The 24,338-nt window shown below is 38.2% G+C and carries 20 protein-coding genes and 1 tRNA gene; 11 read left to right on the forward strand and 10 right to left on the reverse strand.

Translation table 11 applies throughout. From position 1 onward, the window contains the following. The first annotated feature begins 235 nt into the window (after positions 1-235). Both DBX24_RS07465 and DBX24_RS07470 read left to right on the forward strand, forming a co-directional pair. Complete coding sequence (locus DBX24_RS07465; protein WP_160224456.1) at positions 236-1,987, forward strand: mechanosensitive ion channel family protein; 1,752 nt, start codon at positions 236-238, stop codon at positions 1,985-1,987. 110 nt (positions 1,988-2,097) lie between these two features. Then, positions 2,098-2,688: a hypothetical protein gene (locus DBX24_RS07470; RefSeq protein WP_120489265.1), complete on the forward strand. Its 591-nt coding sequence runs from the start codon at positions 2,098-2,100 to the stop codon at positions 2,686-2,688. Between the two features lie 64 nt (positions 2,689-2,752). On the opposite strand, the gene DBX24_RS07475 is transcribed toward DBX24_RS07470, so the two are convergent. Then, entirely contained in the window at positions 2,753-3,781 is a 1,029-nt protein-coding gene (locus DBX24_RS07475) for an asparaginase (protein WP_120489264.1), read from the reverse strand. 25 nt (positions 3,782-3,806) lie between these two features. Beyond that, on the reverse strand, positions 3,807-4,487 hold the full coding sequence (locus DBX24_RS07480; protein ID WP_160224457.1) for a metal-dependent hydrolase: 681 nt from the start codon (positions 4,485-4,487) through the stop codon (positions 3,807-3,809). A gap of 122 nt (positions 4,488-4,609) precedes the next feature. On the opposite strand from DBX24_RS07480, the gene DBX24_RS07485 reads away from it, so the two are divergent. After that, positions 4,610-5,449, forward strand: a complete 840-nt coding sequence (locus DBX24_RS07485) for a 1,4-dihydroxy-2-naphthoyl-CoA synthase (protein ID WP_120489262.1) — start codon at positions 4,610-4,612, stop codon at positions 5,447-5,449. 149 nt (positions 5,450-5,598) lie between these two features. After that, the gene (crcB, locus tag DBX24_RS07490) at positions 5,599-5,970 is read left to right on the forward strand and encodes a fluoride efflux transporter CrcB (protein WP_160224458.1); all 372 of its coding nucleotides are present in this window, start codon (positions 5,599-5,601) and stop codon (positions 5,968-5,970) included. 10 nt (positions 5,971-5,980) lie between these two features. Here crcB and DBX24_RS07495 read toward each other — a convergent pair whose 3' ends face one another. After that, positions 5,981-6,988, reverse strand: a complete 1,008-nt coding sequence (locus DBX24_RS07495; protein ID WP_260392803.1) for a VirK/YbjX family protein — start codon at positions 6,986-6,988, stop codon at positions 5,981-5,983. A 228-nt stretch (positions 6,989-7,216) separates the two neighbouring features. Between DBX24_RS07495 and DBX24_RS07500 the strand changes: the two genes are divergently transcribed. Beyond that, on the forward strand, positions 7,217-8,971 hold the full coding sequence (locus DBX24_RS07500; protein WP_160224459.1) for a TonB-dependent receptor: 1,755 nt from the start codon (positions 7,217-7,219) through the stop codon (positions 8,969-8,971). A gap of 22 nt (positions 8,972-8,993) precedes the next feature. Next, a tRNA-Arg gene (locus tag DBX24_RS07505) sits at positions 8,994-9,065 on the forward strand. 185 nt (positions 9,066-9,250) lie between these two features. Here DBX24_RS07505 and DBX24_RS07510 read toward each other — a convergent pair. The 5 genes from DBX24_RS07510 to DBX24_RS07530 all read right to left on the reverse strand — a co-directional run bounded on the left by DBX24_RS07510 (position 9,251) and on the right by DBX24_RS07530 (position 11,971). Continuing rightward, positions 9,251-9,646: a hypothetical protein gene (locus DBX24_RS07510; RefSeq protein ID WP_160224460.1), complete on the reverse strand. Its 396-nt coding sequence runs from the start codon at positions 9,644-9,646 to the stop codon at positions 9,251-9,253. Positions 9,647-9,784: 138 nt separating this feature from the next. After that, positions 9,785-9,976 carry a hypothetical protein gene (locus DBX24_RS07515; RefSeq protein WP_160224461.1) on the reverse strand — a complete coding sequence of 64 codons (192 nt, stop codon included), beginning with the start codon at positions 9,974-9,976 and terminating at the stop codon, positions 9,785-9,787. 158 nt (positions 9,977-10,134) lie between these two features. Further along, on the reverse strand, positions 10,135-10,542 hold the full coding sequence (locus DBX24_RS07520) for a hypothetical protein (RefSeq protein WP_160224462.1): 408 nt from the start codon (positions 10,540-10,542) through the stop codon (positions 10,135-10,137). A 284-nt stretch (positions 10,543-10,826) separates the two neighbouring features. Continuing rightward, positions 10,827-11,267 carry a hypothetical protein gene (locus DBX24_RS07525; RefSeq protein ID WP_160224463.1) on the reverse strand — a complete coding sequence of 147 codons (441 nt, stop codon included), beginning with the start codon at positions 11,265-11,267 and terminating at the stop codon, positions 10,827-10,829. A gap of 275 nt (positions 11,268-11,542) precedes the next feature. Beyond that, positions 11,543-11,971, reverse strand: a complete 429-nt coding sequence (locus DBX24_RS07530; RefSeq protein WP_160224464.1) for a hypothetical protein — start codon at positions 11,969-11,971, stop codon at positions 11,543-11,545. Between the two features lie 671 nt (positions 11,972-12,642). Between DBX24_RS07530 and DBX24_RS07535 the strand changes: the two genes are divergently transcribed. The 4 genes from DBX24_RS07535 (at position 12,643) to DBX24_RS07550 (ending at position 16,856) form a co-directional block, all read left to right on the forward strand. Further along, positions 12,643-12,882 (forward strand): DUF6088 family protein, encoded by a 240-nt coding sequence (locus DBX24_RS07535; protein ID WP_120489242.1) that lies wholly within the window; start codon positions 12,643-12,645, stop codon positions 12,880-12,882. Between the two features lie 404 nt (positions 12,883-13,286). After that, complete coding sequence (locus tag DBX24_RS07540) at positions 13,287-13,706, forward strand: phosphohydrolase (protein ID WP_160224465.1); 420 nt, start codon at positions 13,287-13,289, stop codon at positions 13,704-13,706. Positions 13,707-13,912: 206 nt separating this feature from the next. After that, on the forward strand, positions 13,913-16,072 hold the full coding sequence (locus DBX24_RS07545; protein WP_160224466.1) for a polyribonucleotide nucleotidyltransferase: 2,160 nt from the start codon (positions 13,913-13,915) through the stop codon (positions 16,070-16,072). A gap of 55 nt (positions 16,073-16,127) precedes the next feature. Continuing rightward, positions 16,128-16,856, forward strand: coding sequence for a lysophospholipid acyltransferase family protein (locus DBX24_RS07550; RefSeq protein ID WP_160224467.1), 729 nt, complete (start codon positions 16,128-16,130; stop codon positions 16,854-16,856). Between the two features lie 312 nt (positions 16,857-17,168). Here DBX24_RS07550 and porV read toward each other — a convergent pair whose 3' ends face one another. Further along, entirely contained in the window at positions 17,169-18,290 is a 1,122-nt protein-coding gene (gene porV / locus DBX24_RS07555) for a type IX secretion system outer membrane channel protein PorV (RefSeq protein ID WP_160224468.1), read from the reverse strand. A gap of 30 nt (positions 18,291-18,320) precedes the next feature. Further along, positions 18,321-22,229: a type IX secretion system sortase PorU gene (gene porU / locus DBX24_RS07560; RefSeq protein WP_160224469.1), complete on the reverse strand. Its 3,909-nt coding sequence runs from the start codon at positions 22,227-22,229 to the stop codon at positions 18,321-18,323. 373 nt (positions 22,230-22,602) lie between these two features. Between porU and gldJ the strand changes: the two genes are divergently transcribed. Beyond that, entirely contained in the window at positions 22,603-24,213 is a 1,611-nt protein-coding gene (gldJ, locus tag DBX24_RS07565; RefSeq protein WP_120489235.1) for a gliding motility lipoprotein GldJ, read from the forward strand. Positions 24,214-24,338 lie beyond the last annotated feature (125 nt).

Raw genomic sequence — 24,338 nt, forward strand, 5'->3', positions numbered from 1 at the left:
TTATTTGCGGTGCAAAAGTAGTTTAATTTCATAAAAAATGAAAATAGATACCGTAGGCAATTGTGGCAATTAATTAAACTTCTATTTTAATAAGTCATCAATAGATAATCTTATTTTCTTAGTTAAATAAAAACTCTCTGTGCAGTGGATAAATGCTTCAGAGGCTATCCGTTTGTGTTTGGTGGGAGGGTGAGGCTTTTTTATTTTTGCACTTTGATTTTTTTTACAGAAAAAGATGAAATTAATTAGGTTTATATTGATTTTTGGAGCCCTTTGGGGAAGTTTGATAAAGGCGCAAGAGGATTCATTGAATGTAGAACTGAAAAAAATACATAAGAAAACCAATATTTTAAAGGAAAAAGACTCTTTGAGAGAAGTTTTGCTTAGGGAAGAGTTTGCAAATCTGGCTGCACCCAAGTCTGCAGAGCTCGAAAAGTATAAAAAAGAGCTTAGAAGGATTCGGGAGGATGATTCTCTGCGATTGGCACAGGAGAAAGAGGAGATTAACAGGCTTCGGGAGAAAGTGGAGCCACATTTAGTACAGTTTGATCACAAAATACTCTTTAAAATATATTCTGGTCTGGGACCTTTCTCAGCAAAAGATAGAGCCCTCAATGCTACTCAACAGATACAAAAAGTTTTTGAGGGAAAAATTTATATAAAAGACTCACTGAAAGCACAAAAAGCACATAATTATATCAATATTCTATACTCGGGAAATATTATTACAAGTATTTCCGAAGAAGATGCCCTCTGGGAAGAATCTACTCAGGAAGAGCTTGCAGATAGGTACCTAAACATCATACAAACAAGCGTAGAGGCGAGCAGAGAGGCGCATACTTTTGAGAATACGGTGAGCCGTTGGCTGCAAGCGCTGGGCATTGTCGTGGGGTTTGTGCTCCTTTCCCTTTTGACCGACAGGCTTTTTGGTTTTGTGATAAGGAAAATCATCCGCTCTTGCGAGAGGAAAGAAGGTGGCCTCGAGGTGAAAAACTATCAAGTGATGAACAACCGCCAGCTGAAGAAATTCCTCGTCAGAATCCTGAAATGGCTCAGAATCATCATAAAAATCTTCCTGTTTGGCGTGAGCCTTAGCCTTATTTTCATCGTCTTCCCTGCTACTGAGCACTGGATGATGATGCTTTTGCACTGGCTATCCGCCCCATTGAAGGAGGTTTTTGACTCATTTGTGGAATATATTCCCAATATGCTGAGGATTATCATCATCCTTATCGTCGGGAACTACTTAAACAAGCTGCTGAGGTTTATTACCATAGAAATAGAGAGAGAAAAGCTGAGAATAAAAGGTTTTCACACGGAATGGGCAAGGCCAACTTACCAACTGATGAGGATTTTCCTGGTTGCCTTCACCATTATAATGGTTTTCCCCTTCCTACCAGGGGCAGATACCAGCGCATTTAAGGGAATATCTGTCTTTTTTGGGGTCATTCTTTCCTTAGGTTCGTCCTCTGCCATCGCAAATACCATTGCGGGCTTCATCATCACCTATATGCGGCCTTTTAAGGTGGGCGATTGGATTAAAGTGAACGATATTACGGGCCAAGTGATAGAAAAAACCGCCCTTGTAACGAGGCTGAGAACCATAAATAACGAAGATGTTACCGTACCTAACTCAATGATTCTCACAAATAAGACGATTAATTACAGTTCCTCCACACCAGAAAAGGGATTGATATTAAATGTAGAAATGAGCCTGAGACACGATATCCCATACCACACGATCAACCATTTAATGATAAAAGCGGCGCTGGAAACAGTGGGAATAGAGCCTTCGCCCGCGCCCTATGTCCTTAAAAATAAGATACTGGAAACCAATGTAGTCTACCAACTCAATGCCTATACACTACAGCCCGATAGAATGTTTTACATCATCTCCGACCTTAATGAAAATCTCATTAAAACCTTCGAAGAAGCGGGCATACCAATGCTTAGCCCTGTATATTACCCAAAACCAAAGACTGATTAATGCAAATAAACCTTATAGAATCTATCTATAATTATAAATTATACATTAGATTTGGAGGATTATATGAAATTTTATACTTTTGCCGCTCAAATTTTTAATAATACAGAATTATGAGAAAGATTATTCTTGGAGCTATAGTATTAGGAGCAGGATTATTCTCCAATGCTAATGCACAAATCCAAAAAGGTAATTTGATAATTGGTGGAGACATCTTCGGTGCTAATTTTGGACTGAACAAAGGTGGAGGATATAACTTCAATCTTCAACCGAAAGCAGCTTATTTTGTAGAAGATAATGTAGCAGTCGGTGGATATGCAGACTTAGGTTTCAGTGGCTCGAACGGAGGACAAACAAAATTCACTTATACAGTAGGAGCTTTGGGAAGATATTACTTATCACCAGGACAAGGTGGCGTAGATAACCTTCTAAAGCACGGAAGATGGTTCTTGGAGGCTAATGTAGGCGTAGGTGGAGAATCAATTTCCAAAGGAGGAAACTCTGCTAACGGTCTTGGCTTTGGCTTCGGACCTGGATACTCTTATTTCTTGACACCGAACATCGGACTAGAGGGAGTTGTTAAATATGATGCAAATGCGGGCTTTGGTAATGGAGGTTATACCCACAATATTAAATTTGGTTTAGGGCTCAACATCTTTATTTCTACTGCAAAGGCAGAAGAAATCATTAAAAATGTAAAATAATTTATATTTCATAGTTGTAGAATCTCCACTCAGTTTTTTTGAGTGGAGATTTATTATATATCTCTTATATATTGATGATATCCATCTCACCGCAGAGTGGGCGCTCAAATAAGCTGGCAAAGGGCTGGTTTTTATAGTTCGGATTGCCCATAATGTGCATAGATTTCGTAATGGCAGCTTCCGCAGTAATATTATGACCGCTAATGGCCCCAACTTTATGGAAAATATTTGAATTGGAATACTTCCCAATGGCTATTCCGCCAGATACACACTGGCTGATAACGACAATCTCTATCCCTTTATCTCTAATTTTCATTAAAGTGTCTTCAGTATCTTTGTTATTGAATATCGTACCAGAGCCAAAGACTTGAAGCACCAGAACTTTCACCGTAGGAAGGATGGAGAAGTGCTTAAGATTCATACCTGGGAAGATGCGGACGAATAAAACATCAGTGGAGAGGTGGAAGTCGCAATAAAAATCCTCACCCGAAGGGGGGCGGTAGAGCACTTCTTTATCAATATTGAGATGTACCCCCGATTGCCCCAGCACAGGATAGTTTGGGCTTTGATAAGCATCAAAATACTCGGCAGAATGCTTCAGCGAACGGTTTCCGCGCAGGAGTTTATACTCAAAATAGAGGGCGATCTCCTGTATTACAGCCTCGTTACCATCATAAAGACTGGCGTAGTAGAGGCTCGTCAGGAGATTCTCCTTAGCATCTGTTCGGAGGTCTCCGATCGGGAGCTGGGAGCCCGTTAAAATCACAGGTTTCTTTAAATTTTTGAGCATAAAACTAAGAGCAGAGGCGGTGTAGGACATTGTATCCGTACCGTGCAAGATGAGAAAGCCATCGTAATCCTCATATCGCTCTTGGATACAGCCTGCAATGCGTTTCCATTCCTCAGTACCTACATCTGACGAATCCAGAGGCTCTGGGAAGGAGTAAAGAGAGACTTCGCACTCAAGTAGATTCATTTCGGGAATCTTTCGGAAGATATGTTCAAAGTCAAACGGCATAAGGCTACCTGTTTCGTAGTTCTTTTCCATACCTATCGTCCCTCCTGTATAGATAATGAGCACTTTCCTTTTCATTATTTCAGAAAAATTTTATCGATAATTAGAAATGAAAGCTTTGCCCAAGCTCTGGGAGGAGAAGTTCTACGCCATTCTCTTCAAAAACCTGTACAGCAGCCTTATGATCTATGCTGATAGGAGGGAAAGTATCAAAATGAGCACCGATAACTCTTGGAGTTTTAATGAGTTTTGATGCAGCAAAGGCAGCCTCTTGAGGAGACATTGTATAATGCCCACCGATGCACAAAATACTGAGGTTTATCTTTCCATAAAGCCCTTCGAGCAAGCCCATATCGGCGATAGCACCAGTATCTCCCGAGAGGTAGAGGTTATATTCTGGCATTCTCAATACAAAACCTGCCACAGTGCCTCCATAACTCCCATCTGGAAAGGAAGAAGTATGAGCAGCAGGTACCATACTGAGCATCAGCTCACCAAGATGAGCCGTACCTCCTATATTGAGGTCTATTGATTTAGAATGAGAGAAATAAGCGCAGATTTCAGGTTGAGCGATGAGAGAAGCATCGGGGTGATGCTGCAAAACCTCTTGCACATCTGCGGTATGGTCTGCGTGAGCGTGGGTAATCAGCACGAAATCTATTCTCTGAGTAGCGATATCAAAGCCCGATTTTTCCTTTTGATAGTTATAAAATGGGTCGGTAATGATTGTTTTTCCATTGTAAGAAATCAAAAAGCAATTTTGACCTAAAAATCTTATTTCCATAGGATTATTTTTTTAGAGATTAAGTTTAATGCCCAAATATAAACATTTCAAAATAAACCTTGCCATCCTTGTGAATCATTTAATTCTTAGTATATTTACCGCATTAATTAATACTTATAATAATGAACATCAATTGGAAAACAGCGAAAGAATACGAAGACATTACTTATAAGAAATGTAATGGAGTGGCGAGGATTGCAATCAACAGGCCTGAGGTGAGAAATGCATTTCGACCAAAAACAACCTCAGAGCTTTACGATGCTTTTTATGATGCGTATGAGGATGCATCAATTGGGGTAGTTCTCCTCACAGGGGAGGGCCCGAGCCCGAAAGATGGGGGCCACGCCTTTTGCAGTGGGGGCGATCAGAAGGCTCGTGGGCATCAGGGATATGTAGGGGAGGATGGTAGGCATAGGCTGAATATCCTTGAGGTGCAGCGGCTTATCCGATTTATGCCAAAGGTAGTCATCGCCGTGGTGAATGGATGGGCTGTAGGTGGCGGGCATTCGCTTCATGTGGTCTGTGATCTTACTCTTGCCAGCGAAGAGCACGCGATTTTTAAACAGACAGATGCCGATGTAACCAGCTTTGATGGAGGATACGGTTCGGCATATCTCGCAAAAATGGTGGGGCAGAAAAAGGCACGAGAGATATTCTTCCTTGGGAGGAATTATTCCGCAAAAGAAGCAGAGGCTATGGGTATGGTAAATGCCACAGTACCACACGAAAAACTGGAGTCCACAGCCTATGAATGGGCTCAGGAGATTTTGGCAAAATCGCCTACCTCTATACGAATGCTTAAGTTTGCTATGAACCTGACAGATGATGGTATGGTAGGCCAGCAAGTCTTTGCAGGAGAGGCTACTCGCCTTGCTTATATGACGGATGAGGCTAAGGAAGGGAGAAATGCTTTCCTCGAAAAAAGAAAGCCCGATTTCGGAGAGAATCAATGGATTTCATAGGTGAAAAATCCAATAGATAGAGGATGAATCCTTAAAGGAAAGAACCAATACACTATATGCAGAAATATTACCTGTATCAAGGTTCTTCTTGCTAACAATTGGTTATTGAAAAAAAATCTATATCATAGAAAAAAGATAATCTGTACTCAATGAAACAACTCATCTATGTATTTATAGGAGGTGGGGTTGGGAGTCTGTTAAGATTTTGGCTGTCTAATTATACACAGAAGTTTTGTCAACTCCATCATTTCCCTATTGGAACACTTGTAGTAAATATTTTGGGATGTTTTATTGTGGGATTGCTATCATCTTGTATTAATGTAAATTCAACATCTCTCCGTCTTCTCTTAATGATAGGTTTTTGCGGTGGTTTTACTACTTTTTCTACATTCTCAGCAGAGAGTATTAGCCTTCTGCAAGAGGGGAGTGTCATTACAATGTTCCTCTATATAGTATTAAGTCTAATATTGGGCTTTTTTGCTTTTGTTTTGGGAATGAATATTATAAATAAAGTATATTGATGGTGAGAATTTATCCCTGATTAGGATATAGATGATGAGCAATCTGTTTAGAAATTTCGTCTAACATCTCATATCTATTGCGATACAGAGCTCTTTTGTGGGTTTTTATCTCTTCCATTGGCTTGCGGTAGAGCGTTGTAGGGAGTTTAAACCAACCTTCGGTATATTCCTCTCCTCCTGCCTCTTTCCAAAGAGCGTTATAATCAAAACTCAGTTTATGCAACCAGTCAATATGGATGAAGTGCTTTTTATTATGGGCTTGTATGCGGTTACTAGTACCTAAAATTTGGGAACAACCGAGTTGTCGTGCAATTTCCTGAACAATAAAGATAGCCAGAGCTTTTGGTCGCAGTCCATACATCAGTTTTTGAAGGTCTTTTACATTGTTTTCCACAGCTGAAAGTCTGTTGCCCTGTACACAACCGATAAGGCAGGTATAATTTCCATTTTCTTCCCGCTCTATACTGAATGCCACTTCATAGATAAGCCCTCCTAATTGCTCGCAATTAATAGATGCTACAAATTCACCTTCTTTTCGGAATCTTTCATTGTAGCCGAGATAGATTTCTCCTTTCGTTTGTTGGTCTTTAAGGATAAATTCTGAGATTTTAATGGGAGATGAATTTTTTACTACTCTTCTAAGAAAGGTATTGGTGTTTGCAAGGGCATATGAATCAAGGATAACCTTTAATCTTCTATTTTTATCCCACTTTGTTGAAAGATATACCCGAAAGGGTTTAAAGAAAAGTCGTGGGCGGCTCTCAGTAAGCCATTTGTTTTCTTCCTGGCTGATAAAGCTGAACCACTTTTTGGCAAAACCTAAATTTAGAAAACTATGAAAGAGTATTTTTCTCTTCTGTTTTATGATATATTTTGGACTTTCGGTAGAAAATCCCCTGTCTACCATTTCTTTTGCGGTTTTTATTAACTCCTTAGTTGTCATCACACTTTTATCGTCAGTCTTCATCACTATATCATTTAAAATATCCCCAAAAATAAGTTTTTTTCTAAAACTCATTAGCGGAGTGATTATTATCTATGCCACTTTACTCTCTAATGTTTTTGTAATCTTTTAAAACAGGAGAAAGTATGATTATCAATATATCTCTGATGCACTGTTTGGAAATTTAGGGGAAGAATGTATTTTTGTATTAAGGAAAAAATGGGAGCGGTCTATTGGCTATACAATAAAAGTCCCAGAATAAAGTTTTTATACCAATTATTAGAGAACAAAATCGATAGATTAATGAATAAGATACTGGCATTTGCTTTCATTGCTTTGTCATCACTGGCATTTTCTCAGATTAAGGAGGAGAAGCTTATACTCGAAAGAAAACGAGAGCCTGAAGTGAAGAGAATTGAGAAGAAAAAGGCAGCTGCACCTCTTGAAAAGAACTATCCGCCTAAGGAAAAAAAGGTGGAGGATTCGCTAAATCTGAAGTATGATATTATTGATGTGCCTTCGGTTTCTGATTTCCAGACATCTACGATACAGAGGACAGACATAAACCTAAAGCTCTCGAGAGAAAGTCAGAATAACTACTTCCGAATCGGTTTTGGAAACTACGGTAAGGTGCTGGCGGACGGAAATATATCCAAAATGCTGGACAACAAGATAGAGCTGGGAGGGGATATCCATTACCTATCGACCAGTGGGCTTAAAAAGCAGTACGATTGGGATTCTGGGCAATACAATGCCGATTTGGCAGCCTTTGCAAAGCATTATGGCGAGAAAGGAAAGGCTTCTGCAGTGGTAGAATACAGCCGAAATAGTTATAACTTTTATGGAATTTATAACAATGATTTTGCTGTGGGAAAAGACCTCAGCCAAGCGACAAATCACCTTAAAGTCAATGCCTACTATGACTATTATTCCAATGAAATCCTCAATGATGTTCGGGTGAAATCCTCTTTTTTGAGCGATAAATTCAAGGCGAATGAATCAGCAGTGGAAATGATTGCGAATTTATCAAAACATCACTTGGATTTATCGAGTGATATCCGTCTTAATGCAGATTTGGGGCTAAATTTACTCTATCAGAACACCGATTTTGAGGTAGGAAGTCAGCATAACTCGAGTTTTCTCAACTTTGAGTTCAATCCAAAACTGAGTTTCTTCAAAGGAGAGTCACATCTTCGCTTGGGGTCTGGCTTTTCCTTCCTTAGTTCCAAGAATAGCAGCCTTGCAATCACTGAGCCTGAAAAATTCTCTAAGATATATTGGTTCCCAGAGGTGGAGTTCCTCCTTGCGGTTGGGAGTCCATTTAAATTCTATGGTGGGGTAGATGGTGGATTGAAAATTAACTCCTATTCCAGTCTATTGAGTGAGAATCCTTACCTTCTGCCAGACCAAGAGCTGAAACCTACACAGACCAAGTACAGATTCTACTTTGGATTAAAGGGGGATATCTCCGAAGCCTTTAAATATGATGTTTCTGCAGGTTTTTTAAAGCTTAGAAATATAGCTTTCTTTAAGGCAAATGGCTTTCCAGATAGCAGAAGTCCAGAGCAACCTTATGAATTTTCAAATACTTTCTCTGCATTGTATGATAATGGCAGTCAAAGTTTTGTAAAAGGCAGCATACACTACTTCCCGATAGCTAATGTAGTGATAGATGGAGAACTTTCTTTCCAAAAATATACCCTTGATAACCACGAATATATCTATAATGTGCCGCTTGTTAAGGCAGAATTAGGGGCGATCTCCTTTATGTTGGGCAGGAAACTCCAACTAGGGGTAAAAGGCTTCTTCGTAACGGATAGAACCAGCAATTCTTTCAGTTTAGTTTCTTCTTCTCTTCCTTATCCAGTGCTTGAAGAGGATAAAGACACCAAGGTTGGGGGGTATGCCGATATAAACCTCTCTGCAGAGTATAAACTTCATAAAAATTTCAGTATATTTGCCCTCGCAAACAACCTATTGAACGCTAATTATCAAACTTACAAAGGGTATAAGGTCTTAGGAACACAAATACTTGGCGGTTTGAAAATCAGTTTTTAAAATCAGTTGGAAATATGCAAATGGTCGCATAGTTTAATGGATAGAACTTCGGATTTCGGCTCCGACAGTGAGGGTTCGAATCCTTCTGCGACCACAATCTACTTTATAAATCATGTGTTTATAAAAAGTGGGGACTAAATCAGGAACTTTTTAGATTCCTGATTTATTATTAATACAAAAAAGGCTACTGTAGAGAGTAGCTTTTATTATTGATCTCAAAAGTTAGGATATGGTATTATTTATTTAGATATTTTAGTTATTTTTTTTGTTAGAGGTCCCTTATATCCTTTTGATCCTTTTAAATTTTACTTTTTGTAATGTTCCTGCAGGAGCATTAGGATGATTATTTGGTACCCATTGTTTTACCCTAACAGCATTTATATCTTTTTTGCTACCGTTACTATAAGTTATTTCTACAGCTTTTCCATTCCTCCCCATTCTATATTTCAAAGTATTAATCTTAATACCTCTTCCCATTCCTCCCTCATACATAAACTCATATCTAGCTTGTTTGGAAAAGTACCCTCCTAAAATAAATGCCCTATCCATATAATGATAATCTCTAAGGGCATATATCTTTTCAAATTCAACTAAAGCTCCTCCACTGAAAAAATTAAGTGCCTTTTCATACCAAGTTCGTTCTTTACTTGATGGAATAGGGTCTTCTCCTCCCATTTTATGCATCGCATGATTCAGCCCAGCTACAATCCCTCCTGTAACTGCTCCTTGCCAGAAGTTTCCACCACTTAGTTCTGCACCTATACCGCCAGATAAAGCCCCAAAGGCAACGGTTCCAATGGTACTTTGTGCAAATTACTCATAGCCTAGGTTCTTCATAGCACCTCCCCATGCTTTTGCTCCTAAGCTTCCAAAGAACCCTCCAGCTGCAGCGCTTAAGAAGCTGTCTCCCTGCACTACAGCCAATATTCCTTGACTTACGGCATGTGTTCCAGCTTGAACTAATGCTAATCCAAAATCTCCCCCAGCTTTTTTAATAACTTCCACAACTTTTGTAAGCTTTTCTATTCCTTTTGCTACTTCACTGGCGACACTAAATATTTCTCCGACACCAAACGAGACGGCCCCCCAGAAAGTAGATTTGAGGGCACCTCCAATATTCCATTGGTGTAGATTGCCAGTAACTGCTAGACTTTTAAAGGGTATTATTTTTCTTCGAAATTATAATAAAATTTATATCGTTTATTATCATTAAATTCTAAATAGACCGTATCTGATTTAATATCTTTTATATTTATTCTTTTACTGAATACTTTATAATCTTCACGATATGCACTATCTATATTTCCAAAATTGGAAGATTTTATAGTCATGTTTTTTGGTAATTCTTCTTTAAAAGAAACTGTCAGATAATCTTTCCTACCCGCACCAAAAATAGTATGAATACCTATTTCTACCCATTTATAAACTCCATCTTTTTCTTCTACCTTATAATATCGGGTATCAGTTTCTATATTTTCAAATGATTTATACACCTCAAATTTAGTATATACACAGCTAGTCAATAAAAAGACACATAAAACCGAACCAATTTTATTTATATTAAATCTCATAAACTATTTATTATTGAGTTTTTCATATTATCAGCCTCTGTTTCATTCGTTCCTTCTTTACCATATGCTCTTTGTCCATATATAACCTGCTCCCATATTCCTCTTGCTTGAAAATTGCTCCATCCTTGTTGTCTTACTTGTATAATATGTCCAAATTCATGCCCAAATGTATTAGCATCAGTATTGCTAAAAGTAGCTACATTATTTCCCCATACGACTTCTCTATTAGATCCTCCACTCTATAATGGCTGCAATACTTGATACAAATTCTCTATTTTAATGTCTTATTTTTCAAAAGAAAATCTATACCATTTATTGTCAATTTCTGCTTTTAGAGTATCGAATTTTCCATACCAATCTTTATCTTTAATTTCTATAGATTTTTCATAAACAAATGCAGAATCATTATAGTAAAGGCTATATGGTAACTCATCTATTGATTTTTTATCCATTTTCTTGAGATAAATGGGAAGAAAATCATTTTTTAAGAGTCTTATTGAGTCTTCACTTGGCAGATTAGTACTCAAATATATTGACTTTTTCTTTGGTGTAGAAAAAACCCAAAGATTCAATATGTATTTGTTATCTTTATAAACATAACCTGTGAAGTCGTTAAAACTTCCCTTTTTATACCCTATTAGCTTATAAAAATTTCTTTTTGGGGAGGGAGGAACGAGGCAGCTATTAAATAAAATTATACTAAATAATAATATTGTATTTTTCATAATTACTTATTTATTTCTCTTAATTTTTGTTCTGCATCATACTCATTATATTGGTTTCCTTCTTCTTTTCGAGTTGTATAAGGATCAATTCCTTTTATCATATTGACATATATTTGCTCCCAGATTCCCTTAGCCTGAAAATTGCTCCATCCTTGTTGCCTCACTTGTATAATATGGCCAAATTCATGCCCAAGTGTATTAGCATCAGTATTGCTAAAAGTAGCTACATTATTTCCCCATACGACTTCTCTATTAAATCCTCCACTCCATAATGGCTACAATAGTTGATACAATCCTCCTTTTCTCCATTTTACATTTTTATAATCTACGCCATATTTTTCAGACATTTTTTTTACATATTTTAATTGTTCATCGGTTGGCTTGTAAGTTGCACCAAATACTCCAACCATAAAAACAGCCTGTCCTGCCCCATTGTAGACACCATTCTCAAAACCTTGCTTCATGCCTTTCCATACATTTTCGCCTCTGAATAAAGAATTAAAGCCTCCAGAAATAGCACCTGTTATTCCATATTTCAAAGAACTATGTAATACTTCCCCTACACTATTTTTTATCCATCCACCAAATCCTTTTCCTTTTATCCTTTTCCAGCCAGGAATTCTATTTCCTACAAATGAACCTATTATGGAAGCGCCTATATTCTTCAAATCTATTTTTCCTTCTTGGATAAATCCTGTTATCATATTTGTCATAAAATCCCATGTTCCACTATTCAACATGAACCTTCCTGTACTAAATAAGCTCGCCCCTAATCCATTAAATCCACCAGATAAAGCTCCACTTATTGCACCACCTAATATGGCTTTTCCAAAACCATTTAGCGTCCAATTACCTGTTATTAAACCTTTTATAGAATTTTAGGGAGGAATTCCTTTGAAATTGTATTATTTAGCATTATTGTTTCTTTACTCGCTATTATGTAGAAATAACAAGCATGTCTCTGCTTGGAGGCAAAAATACCGAAAATATCTTTTGGGAGTGCAAAATTACTTCTTAGTAGTAGTGCTTCCACTACCTTTAGAATGAGTATTTGTACTGGACGTTTTAGGAGGATTGTTCGTTCTATTGCTACCAGATGGGTTTCCTGTTTTAGAAGGGAAACCTGAATTGGGATTACTAGCTCCTGGTTTTACTTTGCTCATAGTAGATTTTTTTATTACTCCTACAAAGATACGGTATTTATATATATTTATAATGCCTAGGATATTATTTTTTCAAATTATTTCCATAGTATAGATGCTCAATTCTCTAAATATAAGAGTAGTAAATTTAATCAAATAATTTTACTTATTACTTATCCAGTTTATTTTATAAAAAAGGACATTTTGTTGTATATTTACACTGATAAAAGATAATGAAAACATCTGTTTGCATATTAAATAAGATTAATAGACTTCCCAAAGGGTATGTTTTTACCTATAAAGATTTCAATCAAAAGGTGAAAAGTAAAGAAACTATTATTAAAGCATTGAATAGAATGGTAATTTCAGGGAATCTTGAGAAGATTGCTAAAGGAAAATTCTATAAACCAGAAGAAACTGTATTTGGAAAGTTGGAACCATCAAGAAAGCAGATTGTGAAAGGTTTACTTTAAGATAATGAAAAAAATACAGGCTTTATTACTGGATTAAGTATCTATAGTGAGATGGGATTAACAACACAAGTCAGTAACACCATTCAGATTGGAAAAAATGAAATTCGTCCTACTTTTAAAAGAGAAAGATTTACAAATTCTTTTATTAAGCAAAAAAATATAATTACTAAGGAAAACATTCCTTTACTCCAGATTTTAGATACTATTAATCAAATTAAAAAATTCCAGATACAACGACAATGATGAATAAATTCGTATTAAGAATTATCGAAATTATAACTCCCTTTCTGACGAGGGAATTTTTAACATTCAAAAATTATCATTAAAATATCGTCCTTTTACATGAGGTTTTATAGGTTGGTTTTTTGTAAAAGAGGAATTACATAAAAATTTAGATAAAAAATATGTTAGAAAAAGCAATACAAATAGCAATAAATGCCCATAGTGGGCAGGTTGATAAAGGAAGTAGTCCTTATATATTACATCTTATAAGAGTAATGAATGCGGGTACCACAACTGAGGAAAAGATTTGTGGAATGCTACACGATCTTGTGGAAGATACAGATTGGACTTTTGAGCAGCTCAGAAATGAAGGCTTTGATGAAAGAATTATAGAGGCTTTAAAATGTCTTACAAAAAACGAGGGAGAGGGCTATGATAGCTTTATACAAAGAGTTATTACCAATTCAATAGCTATAAAAGTAAAGCTGAATGACTTGCAGGATAATATGGATATTCGCAGGCTTTCAGAGATTACAGAAAAGGATAGGGAGCGCCTCAATAAATATTTACGAGCTTATAAATATTTAAAAAGTATATCCTAATTGGATACTGAACCAGAAAAATTATACTTCTTTTTCTATTTCTTTTCATTTTCAGAAATTGAAAAGGTGAATTGAGTAGGCAAATTCAATATTTATATGAAAGTATAAGAAGATTATTAAAAAATGATTACCTTTGCCCGCGAATATTTAAAAAGTTTAAATAGTAACCGTGTTCAATACGGAACACACAGAAGATTAATTTTTTTATGAATGCACCACAAGCAATCAAAGAAACTATCCTGCTAAAAGATGGCAGGGAAGTTACCATCGAAACAGGCAAACTGGCTAAACAAGCCGACGGAGCCGTAGTAGTAAAATGTGGCGGTACAATGCTCCTCGCAACCGTAGTTGCCGCAAAAGAAGCCAACCCAGGTACGGACTTCCTACCGCTAACGGTAGACTACAGAGAGAAGTTCTACGCAGGAGGAAGAATTCCAGGGAACTTCTTCAGAAGAGAAACCAAACCATCGGATGACGAAGTCCTTACAATGCGTTTGGTAGACAGGGTACTCCGCCCGCTTTTCCCAGATGACTTCCACGCAGAGGTTCAGGTGATGATTTCCCTCATTTCCTACGACAAAGAAGTAATGCCAGAAGCATTGGCAGGTCTTGCGGCATCGGCTGCAATCGCCATTACAGATATCCCTTTTAATGGACCTATGTCTGAGGTAAGAGTTGTGAGAATAGACGGCAAGCTGTCCATCAATCCAAGCTATGAAAACCTCCTCAAAGCAGATATAGACATTATGGTAGGCGCTACGAAAGACTCTATCGTAATGGTGGAAGGTGAGATGAAGGAAATCTCCGAGCAGGAAATGCTTGAAGCCATCCAATTTGCACACGAGGAAATAAAAGTACAGATACAGGCTCAGGAAAGGCTCGCTGAGAGGGTAGGGAAGTCTCTTCCCAAGAGAGAATACTGCCACGAGGAGCACGATGAGGAAATCCGCGAGAAAGTTTGGAAAGAATGCTACGATAAGGTTTATCAGATAGCGAAAATCCCTTCCAATAAAGAGGAAAGAGCAGAGAAGTTTCAAGCGATATTGGATGAATTCCTCGCTCCTTATGCAGAAGATGAAGAGGAACTCGAGAGAGTAACGCCATTTGCTGAAACCTACTACCACGATGTGCAGAAGGAAGCAATGCGCCAGATGATATTAGAGGAGCAAATCCGATTAGACGGAAGAGACCCATTTACCATCCGCCCAATATGGTCAGAGGTAGATTATTTACCAGGAGCACACGGCTCTGCGGTATTTACCAGAGGAGAAACTCAGTCGCTCACGGCAGTTACGCTCGGGTCTATTAAAGATGCCAATCTTATCGACAGTGTGATTACCCAGCACGATGAGAAATTCTTCCTCCACTATAACTTTCCTCCGTTCTCCACAGGAGAGGCACGCCCGCTAAGAGGTACTTCAAGGAGAGAAGTGGGGCATGGTAACCTCGCTCAGAGAGCATTACAAGCCGTAATTCCAGAAGATAATCCTTACACCATCAGAGTGGTTTCCGATATTTTGGAATCCAACGGTTCATCATCTATGGCTACGGTTTGTGCAGGTACATTAGCACTAATGGATGCAGGGGTACAGATTACAAAACCTGTATCAGGTATCGCAATGGGACTTATTACCGATGAAAAAACAGGAAAGTGGACGGTTCTCTCCGATATCTTGGGAGATGAAGATCACCTCGGAGATATGGACTTTAAGGTAACAGGTACCGCTGATGGTATTACCGCTTGCCAGATGGATATTAAAATCCAGGGGCTTTCTATGGATATTATGGAGAAAGCACTCCTCCAAGCAAAAGAGGGAAGGCTGCACATTCTCGGTAAGATTACCGAAACCCTTTCTACACCGAGACCAGATGTGAAACCTCACGCACCGAAGATGGTTCTAATGGAAATCCCGAAAGACTTCATCGGAGCAGTAATAGGTCCTGGTGGTAAGATTATCCAACAAATGCAGAAAGATACGGATACCGTTATCTCTATTGAAGAAAGAGATGAAATCGGTTATATAGAAATTGCAGGTACCGACAGAGAGAAAATCAATCAAGCTGTAGCGATGATTAATGAAATTGCTTTTGTACCTGTAGTAGGCGAGGTTTATAAAGGAAAAGTAGTGAAGATTATGGATTTCGGAGCGTTTATACAGCTTGCGAAAGGTACCGAAGGGCTTCTCCACATCTCCGAAATAGACTGGAAGCGTACCGATAAAGTCCCTTACAAAGAAGGCGATGAGGTAGAAGTGAAGTTTATGGGCTACGATAACCGTAGGAAGATGAAACTCTCCCGAAAAGTCCTCCTGCCAAGACCTCAAAAAGAGAATAAACCCAAAGCCGAGCAAAACGCTCAATCATAATAACACAGGCTGCCGAACTCGGTAGCCTTTTTCTCATTTCTTTTAGATTGAATCAATGACCAAAATCCTGAACTATCTCTGGCGTGGCTGGCTCCTCATCCTCGGAAGTTTGCTTACAGCTTTCTGCTTCCTGCCTGTGTATTTTCTTTCTTTCAGTAAAAAACACTACAAATATGCCTACTTTTTTGTGCGAATATGGTGCTTTGGGCTGTTCTACGGTATGGGGTTCAGGTACAGTTTTATTGCAAAGACACAGAAGAAAATTGAGAGAAATAGGCAGTATATCATCATTGCCAATCATACCTCTATTATGGATATTATGCTCGTTTGCCTGCTCTTTCCTCACCACCCTATATGTTTTGTAGGGAAGAAGGAACTAGAGAAAATCCCTGTTTTTGGGACGATATACAAGCGGATTTGTGTGTTAGTAGACCGTAGCTCTGCAAGGAGCCGTGCTGATGTCTATCGTAAATGTGCAGAGCGGATGAAGGAGGGCGACAGCATTGTTATCTTCCCCGAAGGTGGCGTACCAGATGATACCCGCATTGTGCTGGATAGCTTTAAAGACGGAGCCTTCTCCCTTGCTACTACTCACCAGTTTCCCATTGCGGTCTTTACATTCTCTGGCTTAAAAGAGATGTTTCCTTTTGACCATTCTCAAGGGTATATGGGGCGGGTAAAGGTTTTCTTTAATGATATTTTGGAACCCAACGAAGACCTCCAAGCTCTTAAATCTAAAGCCTACCACCTTATAAAATCTACGCTCTGTGAAGATAGCATCTAGCTTTTAGCAGTCTACAAATAGTTTGTAATAAGTGCCTTCCACGCCAGTGGGTGCTGGGTTACAGTTGCCTATTGTATAGTTTAGAGGAGCTCATTGGTACGGTAATTTTAGATCCTGATTTTGATAATTTGATAAACAGTAAGTTATTTTAATGTTATTTTTTTTATGGTTTGCATGAAAATATTAGTAAGGTTACTAAGATGACATATTTAATGAGATGGCGATTAGAATTTTATCAAAAAAAATCGCTTCAAACCAGAATTTGAAGCGATTTTTTTTGCGTATAGCCTATTGCTTACTGCCTACTGCTATCTAATTATTGGCGTTGGAAGACTCACCACCAATATTCCAGGTAAGACCGAAACGGAGGGTATTGTCAAGAGCAGTATTTGTCTTTGAAGTATTGAAAGACTGATATTTAAAGCCCACCCCTACGGTAGCGAAGCGTCTGCCACCCTGCTCATCGCTCTCGTGGAAGTAACCACCACGCACAGCAAAAGCATCATCATAGGAGTACTCCACAGCACCGCTTAGCATTACGCTTTTTTTATTGCTGAAAGATTTACCTATACCCTCTACTACACCTACATTAGGAACTTCGTATTTAGGGTTGGCAGGATCGGAATTATTTAGCTGAGAGCCTGGAACGAGGAGTTTTGATGCTTCAAGGGAAAGCCCTACTTTATTCATATCATCGAGATATAAATCATAGCCAGCACCTAATCTGAGTGTAGTTGGCAGATAGGAACGAGAGTTTTCATCTCCTGAATAGTCCAATTTTGGTCCAAGGTTCTGAATAGCCCAGCCCGCTCTTGCTGTACCTTCGTAGTCTCCAAAGCTGGAGTGCTTTTCAGACTGATAGAAACCTGAAACATCTACTGCGAAAGTATTGGCAGGTTTTATAGTGCTGTTGTCTCCAAAGGTACCGAAATCCGAGCGGATGTATCTACCTGTAACTGCCATAGAGTATACATCTGAGAGTTTCAGCCCATAGGCTACATCTACAGAAAATTCATTAGGCTTTACCTTACCTGTAGTTACGATTTGTGTGCCTGACAGTTGATTGAGTTCCACCTCTCCCATATTAAAATAATTGATACTTGCAGAGATGGTAGATCGCTCTTCCTGCCCCAGAAACTGATGATAAGAAGCATAGAGGAGGAATACATCGCTTGTAAGTTTGCTGAGATAAGGCGTATAGTTTACTGCTACAGCAGAGGTAGTTTTACTGAATGGGTACTTAGCGGCATTCCAAAACTGAGAGAATGCATCTGTAGAGGTTGCTACCCCTTGGTCCCCCATACCTGCTGCTCTTGCATCTGGAGTTATTCTGAGGAAAGGAGCCCCTGTAAGTACGGGTTTTACTTCTTGAGCTGCTGCCGAAAGGCTAAGCCCAAGCCCAAGTCCTACAAATAATTTTGATTTTAAGTTCATAAACGAATATTTTAATTATTATAATCTGTTTTATTTCAGCAGTACCATCTTTTCTATGGCAGATGCTGTTCCTTTACATTTATCTTGATTTTTACTTTTAGCTAGGACTTTAAAGATGTAAGTTCCCTTGGCTACAGTATCTCCGAAATCATCCGTTCCGTCCCATTCTATTGCCTGTTTAGGCGTTCGGAAGCCTTCTCTGAATGGTTCGGCACTTATTGTAGTAGAAAATGTTCTGACCAGCTTCCCTGTAATAGTGTATATCTGAACATTGACATCGAGGATGTCATCGCAATTGTGTTCAAATTGTATATAGGTTTTATCCGTAAAAGGATTTGGCCAGTTGAGAGGTCTATTGATGGTCAAATTAGCCTCTGCATCATCTTTTACTACGAAGTTTAACGAGGTAGTAGTGGAATTATTGTTTATATCCCAGACCTTGAATGTAAGCTGATGAGCACCAGGTTTTAGATTGCGAAGAGGGTAGGAGATACTGCCCTTCTGATAGTCGGCAAGAGAAGGATTGATACAGCCATTGCCTTCGCCCGCAGTGTAGAAATCGTTTAGTACTACGGTATTGACTACCTGCCCATCGAGCACAAGACTGATGTCGTGCCCAATACCGCTACCTGCGGAGTTGATGCCTATATTATCGGTAATGCAGGCGAGTAGGGTAGGGTTCTGATGGGTAATTCCCCCGTCAGCAAAGTTGGTATTGTTCATATACAGTTTTACGGCTGGTGGAGTAGAGTCATTGATTGGGTTCGGGTTGATTTCTCCTATTGGGTAGGCTTTATTCTCATATACATCATACGCATTGCCTTTTGCAGATTCGAAGTTGTCTGCATAGGCTAAAATTCTGCCTTCACCTAAGGTGTAGTTAATATCTTTTGGCATATAAAATTCGGCGGTATAGAGCCCATTAGCTACTTTTCCAGAGGTTTTTACTATGGCTGGATTTTCCTCAGTATATTGCATTACACCGAGGTTACCATCATTATTTTTGGTTTCTTTGGTTACCTTTTTATCAAATATGCTGATGCTTACTTTTCCATTGAAGTTGGCATCTGTATTCCCCGAATCATCAAGCACTCTACCGGAGATTTTCACGAAATCCAATGCTCTGATTTTTCCATTTTCTGGGGTTTCTATATTGTCTATGCTCAGCTTTTGTTTTGGTCGGCTAAGCGTCATTGCAGGGTCTCCGAGTAGATTTACTTTTAAATGGTCGTAGCTTACTCCTTTTTCCTTTCTTGCAGCGAGGAAAGCATCTCCAAGAGTATCGAAGTTATTATTCGTTATTTTGAAGATATGATTGGTGAATATCTTGGTTAATTCAGAACCATAATGTACACCAATTGCTCGGCTGGAAGTAATCATATTGGCAGCACCACCATTAGGATGCTTGATGATTTGCTCACCTACAGAATTTACCAGAGGTTCGTCCCAGAGTGTAAATTCACAGGTAATGGTAGAGATGAAAGGGAATCGGCTGTAAATAGACGAGTAGTTATTAAAGTTTTTTACTTCATCAGAGGTTAAGATTCTCTCCTGTGCCCAGCCGTTAATACCTCCATGCCCAAAGTAGAAGAGATAGAGGCTATGTCCTACATCATTAGCTATTGCTTGATTTACTTGTGGATATCTCTGTCCTCCTGCTACTGTTTCCGCTTGAAAAGCATCTATATACAACTTTCTTACATTGTATTCTTTTCTTTCGGTACTGGTTTCAAAATTGGTTTTTATGGATTCATCTACGATTTCGTGGAAGGCAGGACCTCCTTCGTTATTATCATCTACTATAAAGTCGAGTTTCATTTTCCAATCTCCAAAGGGGGAGGACTGACCTGGTAGTGCATTATAATAAGCCAAGGTTTTATCTACCAAGAGTTTTGCTTCGGATACATTAGAGGCAATTAACCTTCCGATAGGAATTTCGGGGATGTTATTGGTTATGGAGGTATTTTTACCTTGTGGAGCGGTCATCACGAAATAATCATCGGTAACGAAAGATGAACTGTAATTACTGCTGATTTCGCTCTGATAGCTTGGGATTATATTATCATTACCTTTAGTTTTGTTTTTATAGTCGTAGCTGGTATCTCCAATGATGAGTACATATTTCACGCCCCCTCTTTCCTTATGGAGCCTTGTAATAAAGTCCCTCACGGCAGTTATATCTACCTTTCCGCTGCTAAATTCATTGTAGATTTTCTCGATATCTACTACTTGGGTGCTAAAGCCTTTTTTGTCTCTATAATATTGAGCGATTCTCTCTCCTTGAGCCATCATATCTGCTCTGGTAATGATGAGGTAATCTATGTTTTGAAGCGAGTGCAAATCTTGATTGGCAATTCTTCCAACAAATGAAGGCGTATATGCCGAATCGCTTTTAAATGCTATAAATTCGTTATTGAAAAACGGATTTCCTGCATTATATCCGAAGGAGAAAGTTGTATTATTTCCAGATTTATTTATCTTTCTTTTTGCATTGGTAATATCAGAAACATCCCAAACCTGTTCTATCTGAGAAGCATCGGAGATAGAGAAACCATAGTTATCATTCGTCTTTTCATCTATATCAAAAACCCTGAAATTCATCTGTGAGCCATTGAATTTTAAGCCTTCTTTATAGGTTACTTCTGCATAGTCAAAGTAAAGCAATCCATTCGGATTGGCAGAGATATTTGGAGTAATATTTATTGTGATGCTATTTCCAGAGAGGTTTTTTATGGTTCTTTCATCTGTTTTTTTGTAAAACTCTCTTTCAGGAAGTGAGCCAGAGCTCCTCTCATTGGTATTATTAATATCTATTTTAAAGGAATTTCTTCCTCCATTATAATTGACTACAGAAGTCCTGTAGGTAATCTCATCACTTGGCTGTATTGTTGAGCGCAGATTAAAGGTAATGGATTTTTTTGTACTGAAATGGTCATCTACCCAAACCCGTCCTACTTTCATCAGGTTATACTTGTCATTATCTACGAACTGATAATCATCAAAGCGGGTAAAAGTAGTTCCACTAATAGCTATATCACTATTTTGGATTCTCTTTCCTTCAACTCCATTATCAAAATTAATGAAGTAGTAGGAGTAGTCGTCATAAATATTTTTGGTGTGTGCGGAGCGGTCGGTTCTGCTGTCTTTCCTTTTATTTCCATTTCCAAATGTCCCGTACAGATTATATCCATCGGTGCCTTGAGCATAAAACAGAGCATAGTCTCCATCGTTCCAAACACCATCATCTTCTCCTATTACCTGTATTGCGAGTTCTTGAAGTGAAGAAAATCGTTCATCTTCGTTGTGTTCTGGGAGCATTATCCCACCATTTCCATAAATTTTAAAGTGTTTTGGATTGATGTTCCCAACATTAATTCCGTTATCTGAGAGGAATTTTTTATCAATTTTGAAAAGTCCAGATTTATCTACTTTTATTTTGTAGAAAGTTCCATTATTTAGAGGGTTTTCGGTAGTTCCAAGTTTTTGTGCTAATGATTTTCCTGCCAATGCTCCAGTACGTACATCATCTACTATTTCAAAGGATTGAAGCTGGTATAAAACACCGCCTTCTTTCTTAAATGCCGATATTTTTGCATCATAAAACTCCTGCCCTGTCTTTGGATCAGTGTAGTAACTTACTCCTTCTGTTGCTTCACTGCCCAAAATATCATCAGGAATATCTAAAATGTCTTTTCTGCTTATGGTTTTCCATTGCAGGTTGTCAATTTTTACACCTTTTCCATTTGAGCTGTTTCTCAGACTCACATAAACACTTCCACCTTCTACAGAGTAGCCTTTATTGCTAAATTTAGGGTAGGTCATTTTTGTAAATCCATAATCTACAGTCTCGGTTCCCTGCCAGTTCAGATTTACTTTCTGTCCGTGCAGATACGCTGAAAAACCAAATAATAAAGATATACAGATCGTAGTTTTTTTCATACTGAAATTTTCAAGCTACAAAATAAACGAAAAAAATAAAAAAATGATATGGTACAATAAAAATAATTTCCCCTCGTTTAGCTAATGTATTTTTTGGAGAGATACTATCTACTTGGGTTTAATTGAAAGTAGTATTACGAAAAATTTGAAAATCTGCAGAAGAAAAGAAATATACAGTGGGAAAAATCAAGAGGCTAAGTAGAAAAAATAAAACATATTAAGGAGAATTAAATCCCAAAAATCTTTAGACTCTTCATTATTTTTAAATCAAAAGAAATCCTATAGAGAACACAAAAAATATGGACATTATTTGAATAATTCATTCAATTATATTTTCTTTGTGACCTGAAATTTTTGTATAATATCAAAGATTATGAAAAGAATAAAAAATATTTCTTTTTTGGTACTTGGTTCTGCCTTACTTCTTGTAAGTTGTGGAGGCAATAGCACTAAAAAAGGGGGAGGTACTAAAAAATTCACAAGCCAGTCGGGCTGGAAACCAAACGAAAAGGAAGGTTGGTTCTTCTCTGGCAAACAACAAAAGCAAAAAGGCTGGCCAGGAATGATCTATGTAGAGGGGGGAACCTTTACTATGGGAGCCGTTAAAGACGATGTAATGCACGATTGGAACAATACTCCAAGAAGAATGCAGGTAAGTTCTTTCTTTATTGGTGAGACCGAGACTACAAATTACGATTATCGTTCTTATGTTACTTGGCTTAAATATGTATTCCCACCCGCTGACCCTGGCTTTAGAGATATTTATAATGGAGCACTTCCAGATACTACGGTTTGGGTAAACCAGCTTTCCAGAAACGAGCTTGCAGAGACCTATTTCAGATCTCCTGAGTATGATTATTACCCTGTTGTAGGGGTTTCTTGGCTTCAGGCATCAAGGTATTGTGATTGGCTTACTGATAGAGCTAATGAGAAAGAGCTGATGAACCAAGGAGTTATTTCCAAGGATCTCTATTCTAATGAGAGTAATAATATGGGAGTTTCTGCATTTACATTGGATAAGTATAAGGCAAATGATCCAGAGATGCAGGCGTACCTCAATACCCAAAGATTGCAGAAGACTACGGGAATCAATACCAACAGCCAAAGATTACTTGCTGCTAATAGAAATGCAGCTGCTGGTGTTGTAGAAAAATTCAGACTTCCTACTGAGGTAGAATGGGAATTTGCAGCATTAGGACTTCAGAAAGACAGGGAATATAACCTTTACTTAGGTAAAAGAGCCAAGATTGAGGATCTGAGAGGAGCAAAAGGCAGGAATAGAGGAATGTTCCTCGAGAATTTTAAATACGGTAGAGGAGATTACTCTGGAGTTTCTGGTTGGAAAAATGATGGTTCTGCCATTACTTCTGATGTAAGACATTATCAATCTAATGATTTAGGAATCTATGGTATGTATGGGAATGTCGCAGAATGGACTGCCGATGTATACAGACCTATTATAGATGATGAGGCTAATGACTTCAACTACTTCCGAGGTAATGCTCCAAAGCAGGTAGTAAAAAATCCTGATGGTACAAGCCGAATCGTTTTACAGGATAAGATTGCTTATGATACCTTAGCCGATGGTAGGCTAATTTATAAAGGACTTCCAGGTCAGTATGAGAGACAAACCGTTGCGGATTATAGAAACTTCAGAGATGGAGATTTTATGTCTTCCTTAGAAGCAGGCTATGGTAGAGGGGCAGACAGTGTATCTGCGGGTTATAATATGTATAACTCCCCAAGAAAAAGATTCCATATAGACGCTAATGGAAATGTTATTATGGAGAAAGATCGCGTGAAGAGAACATCTCAGATTAGTGATGAAATTCGTGTAGTAAAAGGAGGCTCTTGGAAAGATACTGCTTATTGGTTAGACCCAGGACAAAGAAGATTCCGAAAAGAAACCAAAGGCTATGGCTGGATTGGTTTCCGTGTGGCACAAGATGCTAAGAACTCTGATAAGCCACGAACAAAAAGATAATTTATATTTTCATCATAGTACATTGAATAAGTCTTCCAAATTTTTGGAAGACTTATTTTTATTAAAGTTTTTGTAACCTTTTCTCAGGCTTTTTCGTATAAGTAATTGTAGTCCATAAAAAGGGT

This window comes from Bergeyella cardium (assembly GCF_009914665.1).
Lineage (GTDB): Bacteria > Bacteroidota > Bacteroidia > Flavobacteriales > Weeksellaceae > Bergeyella_A > Bergeyella_A cardium.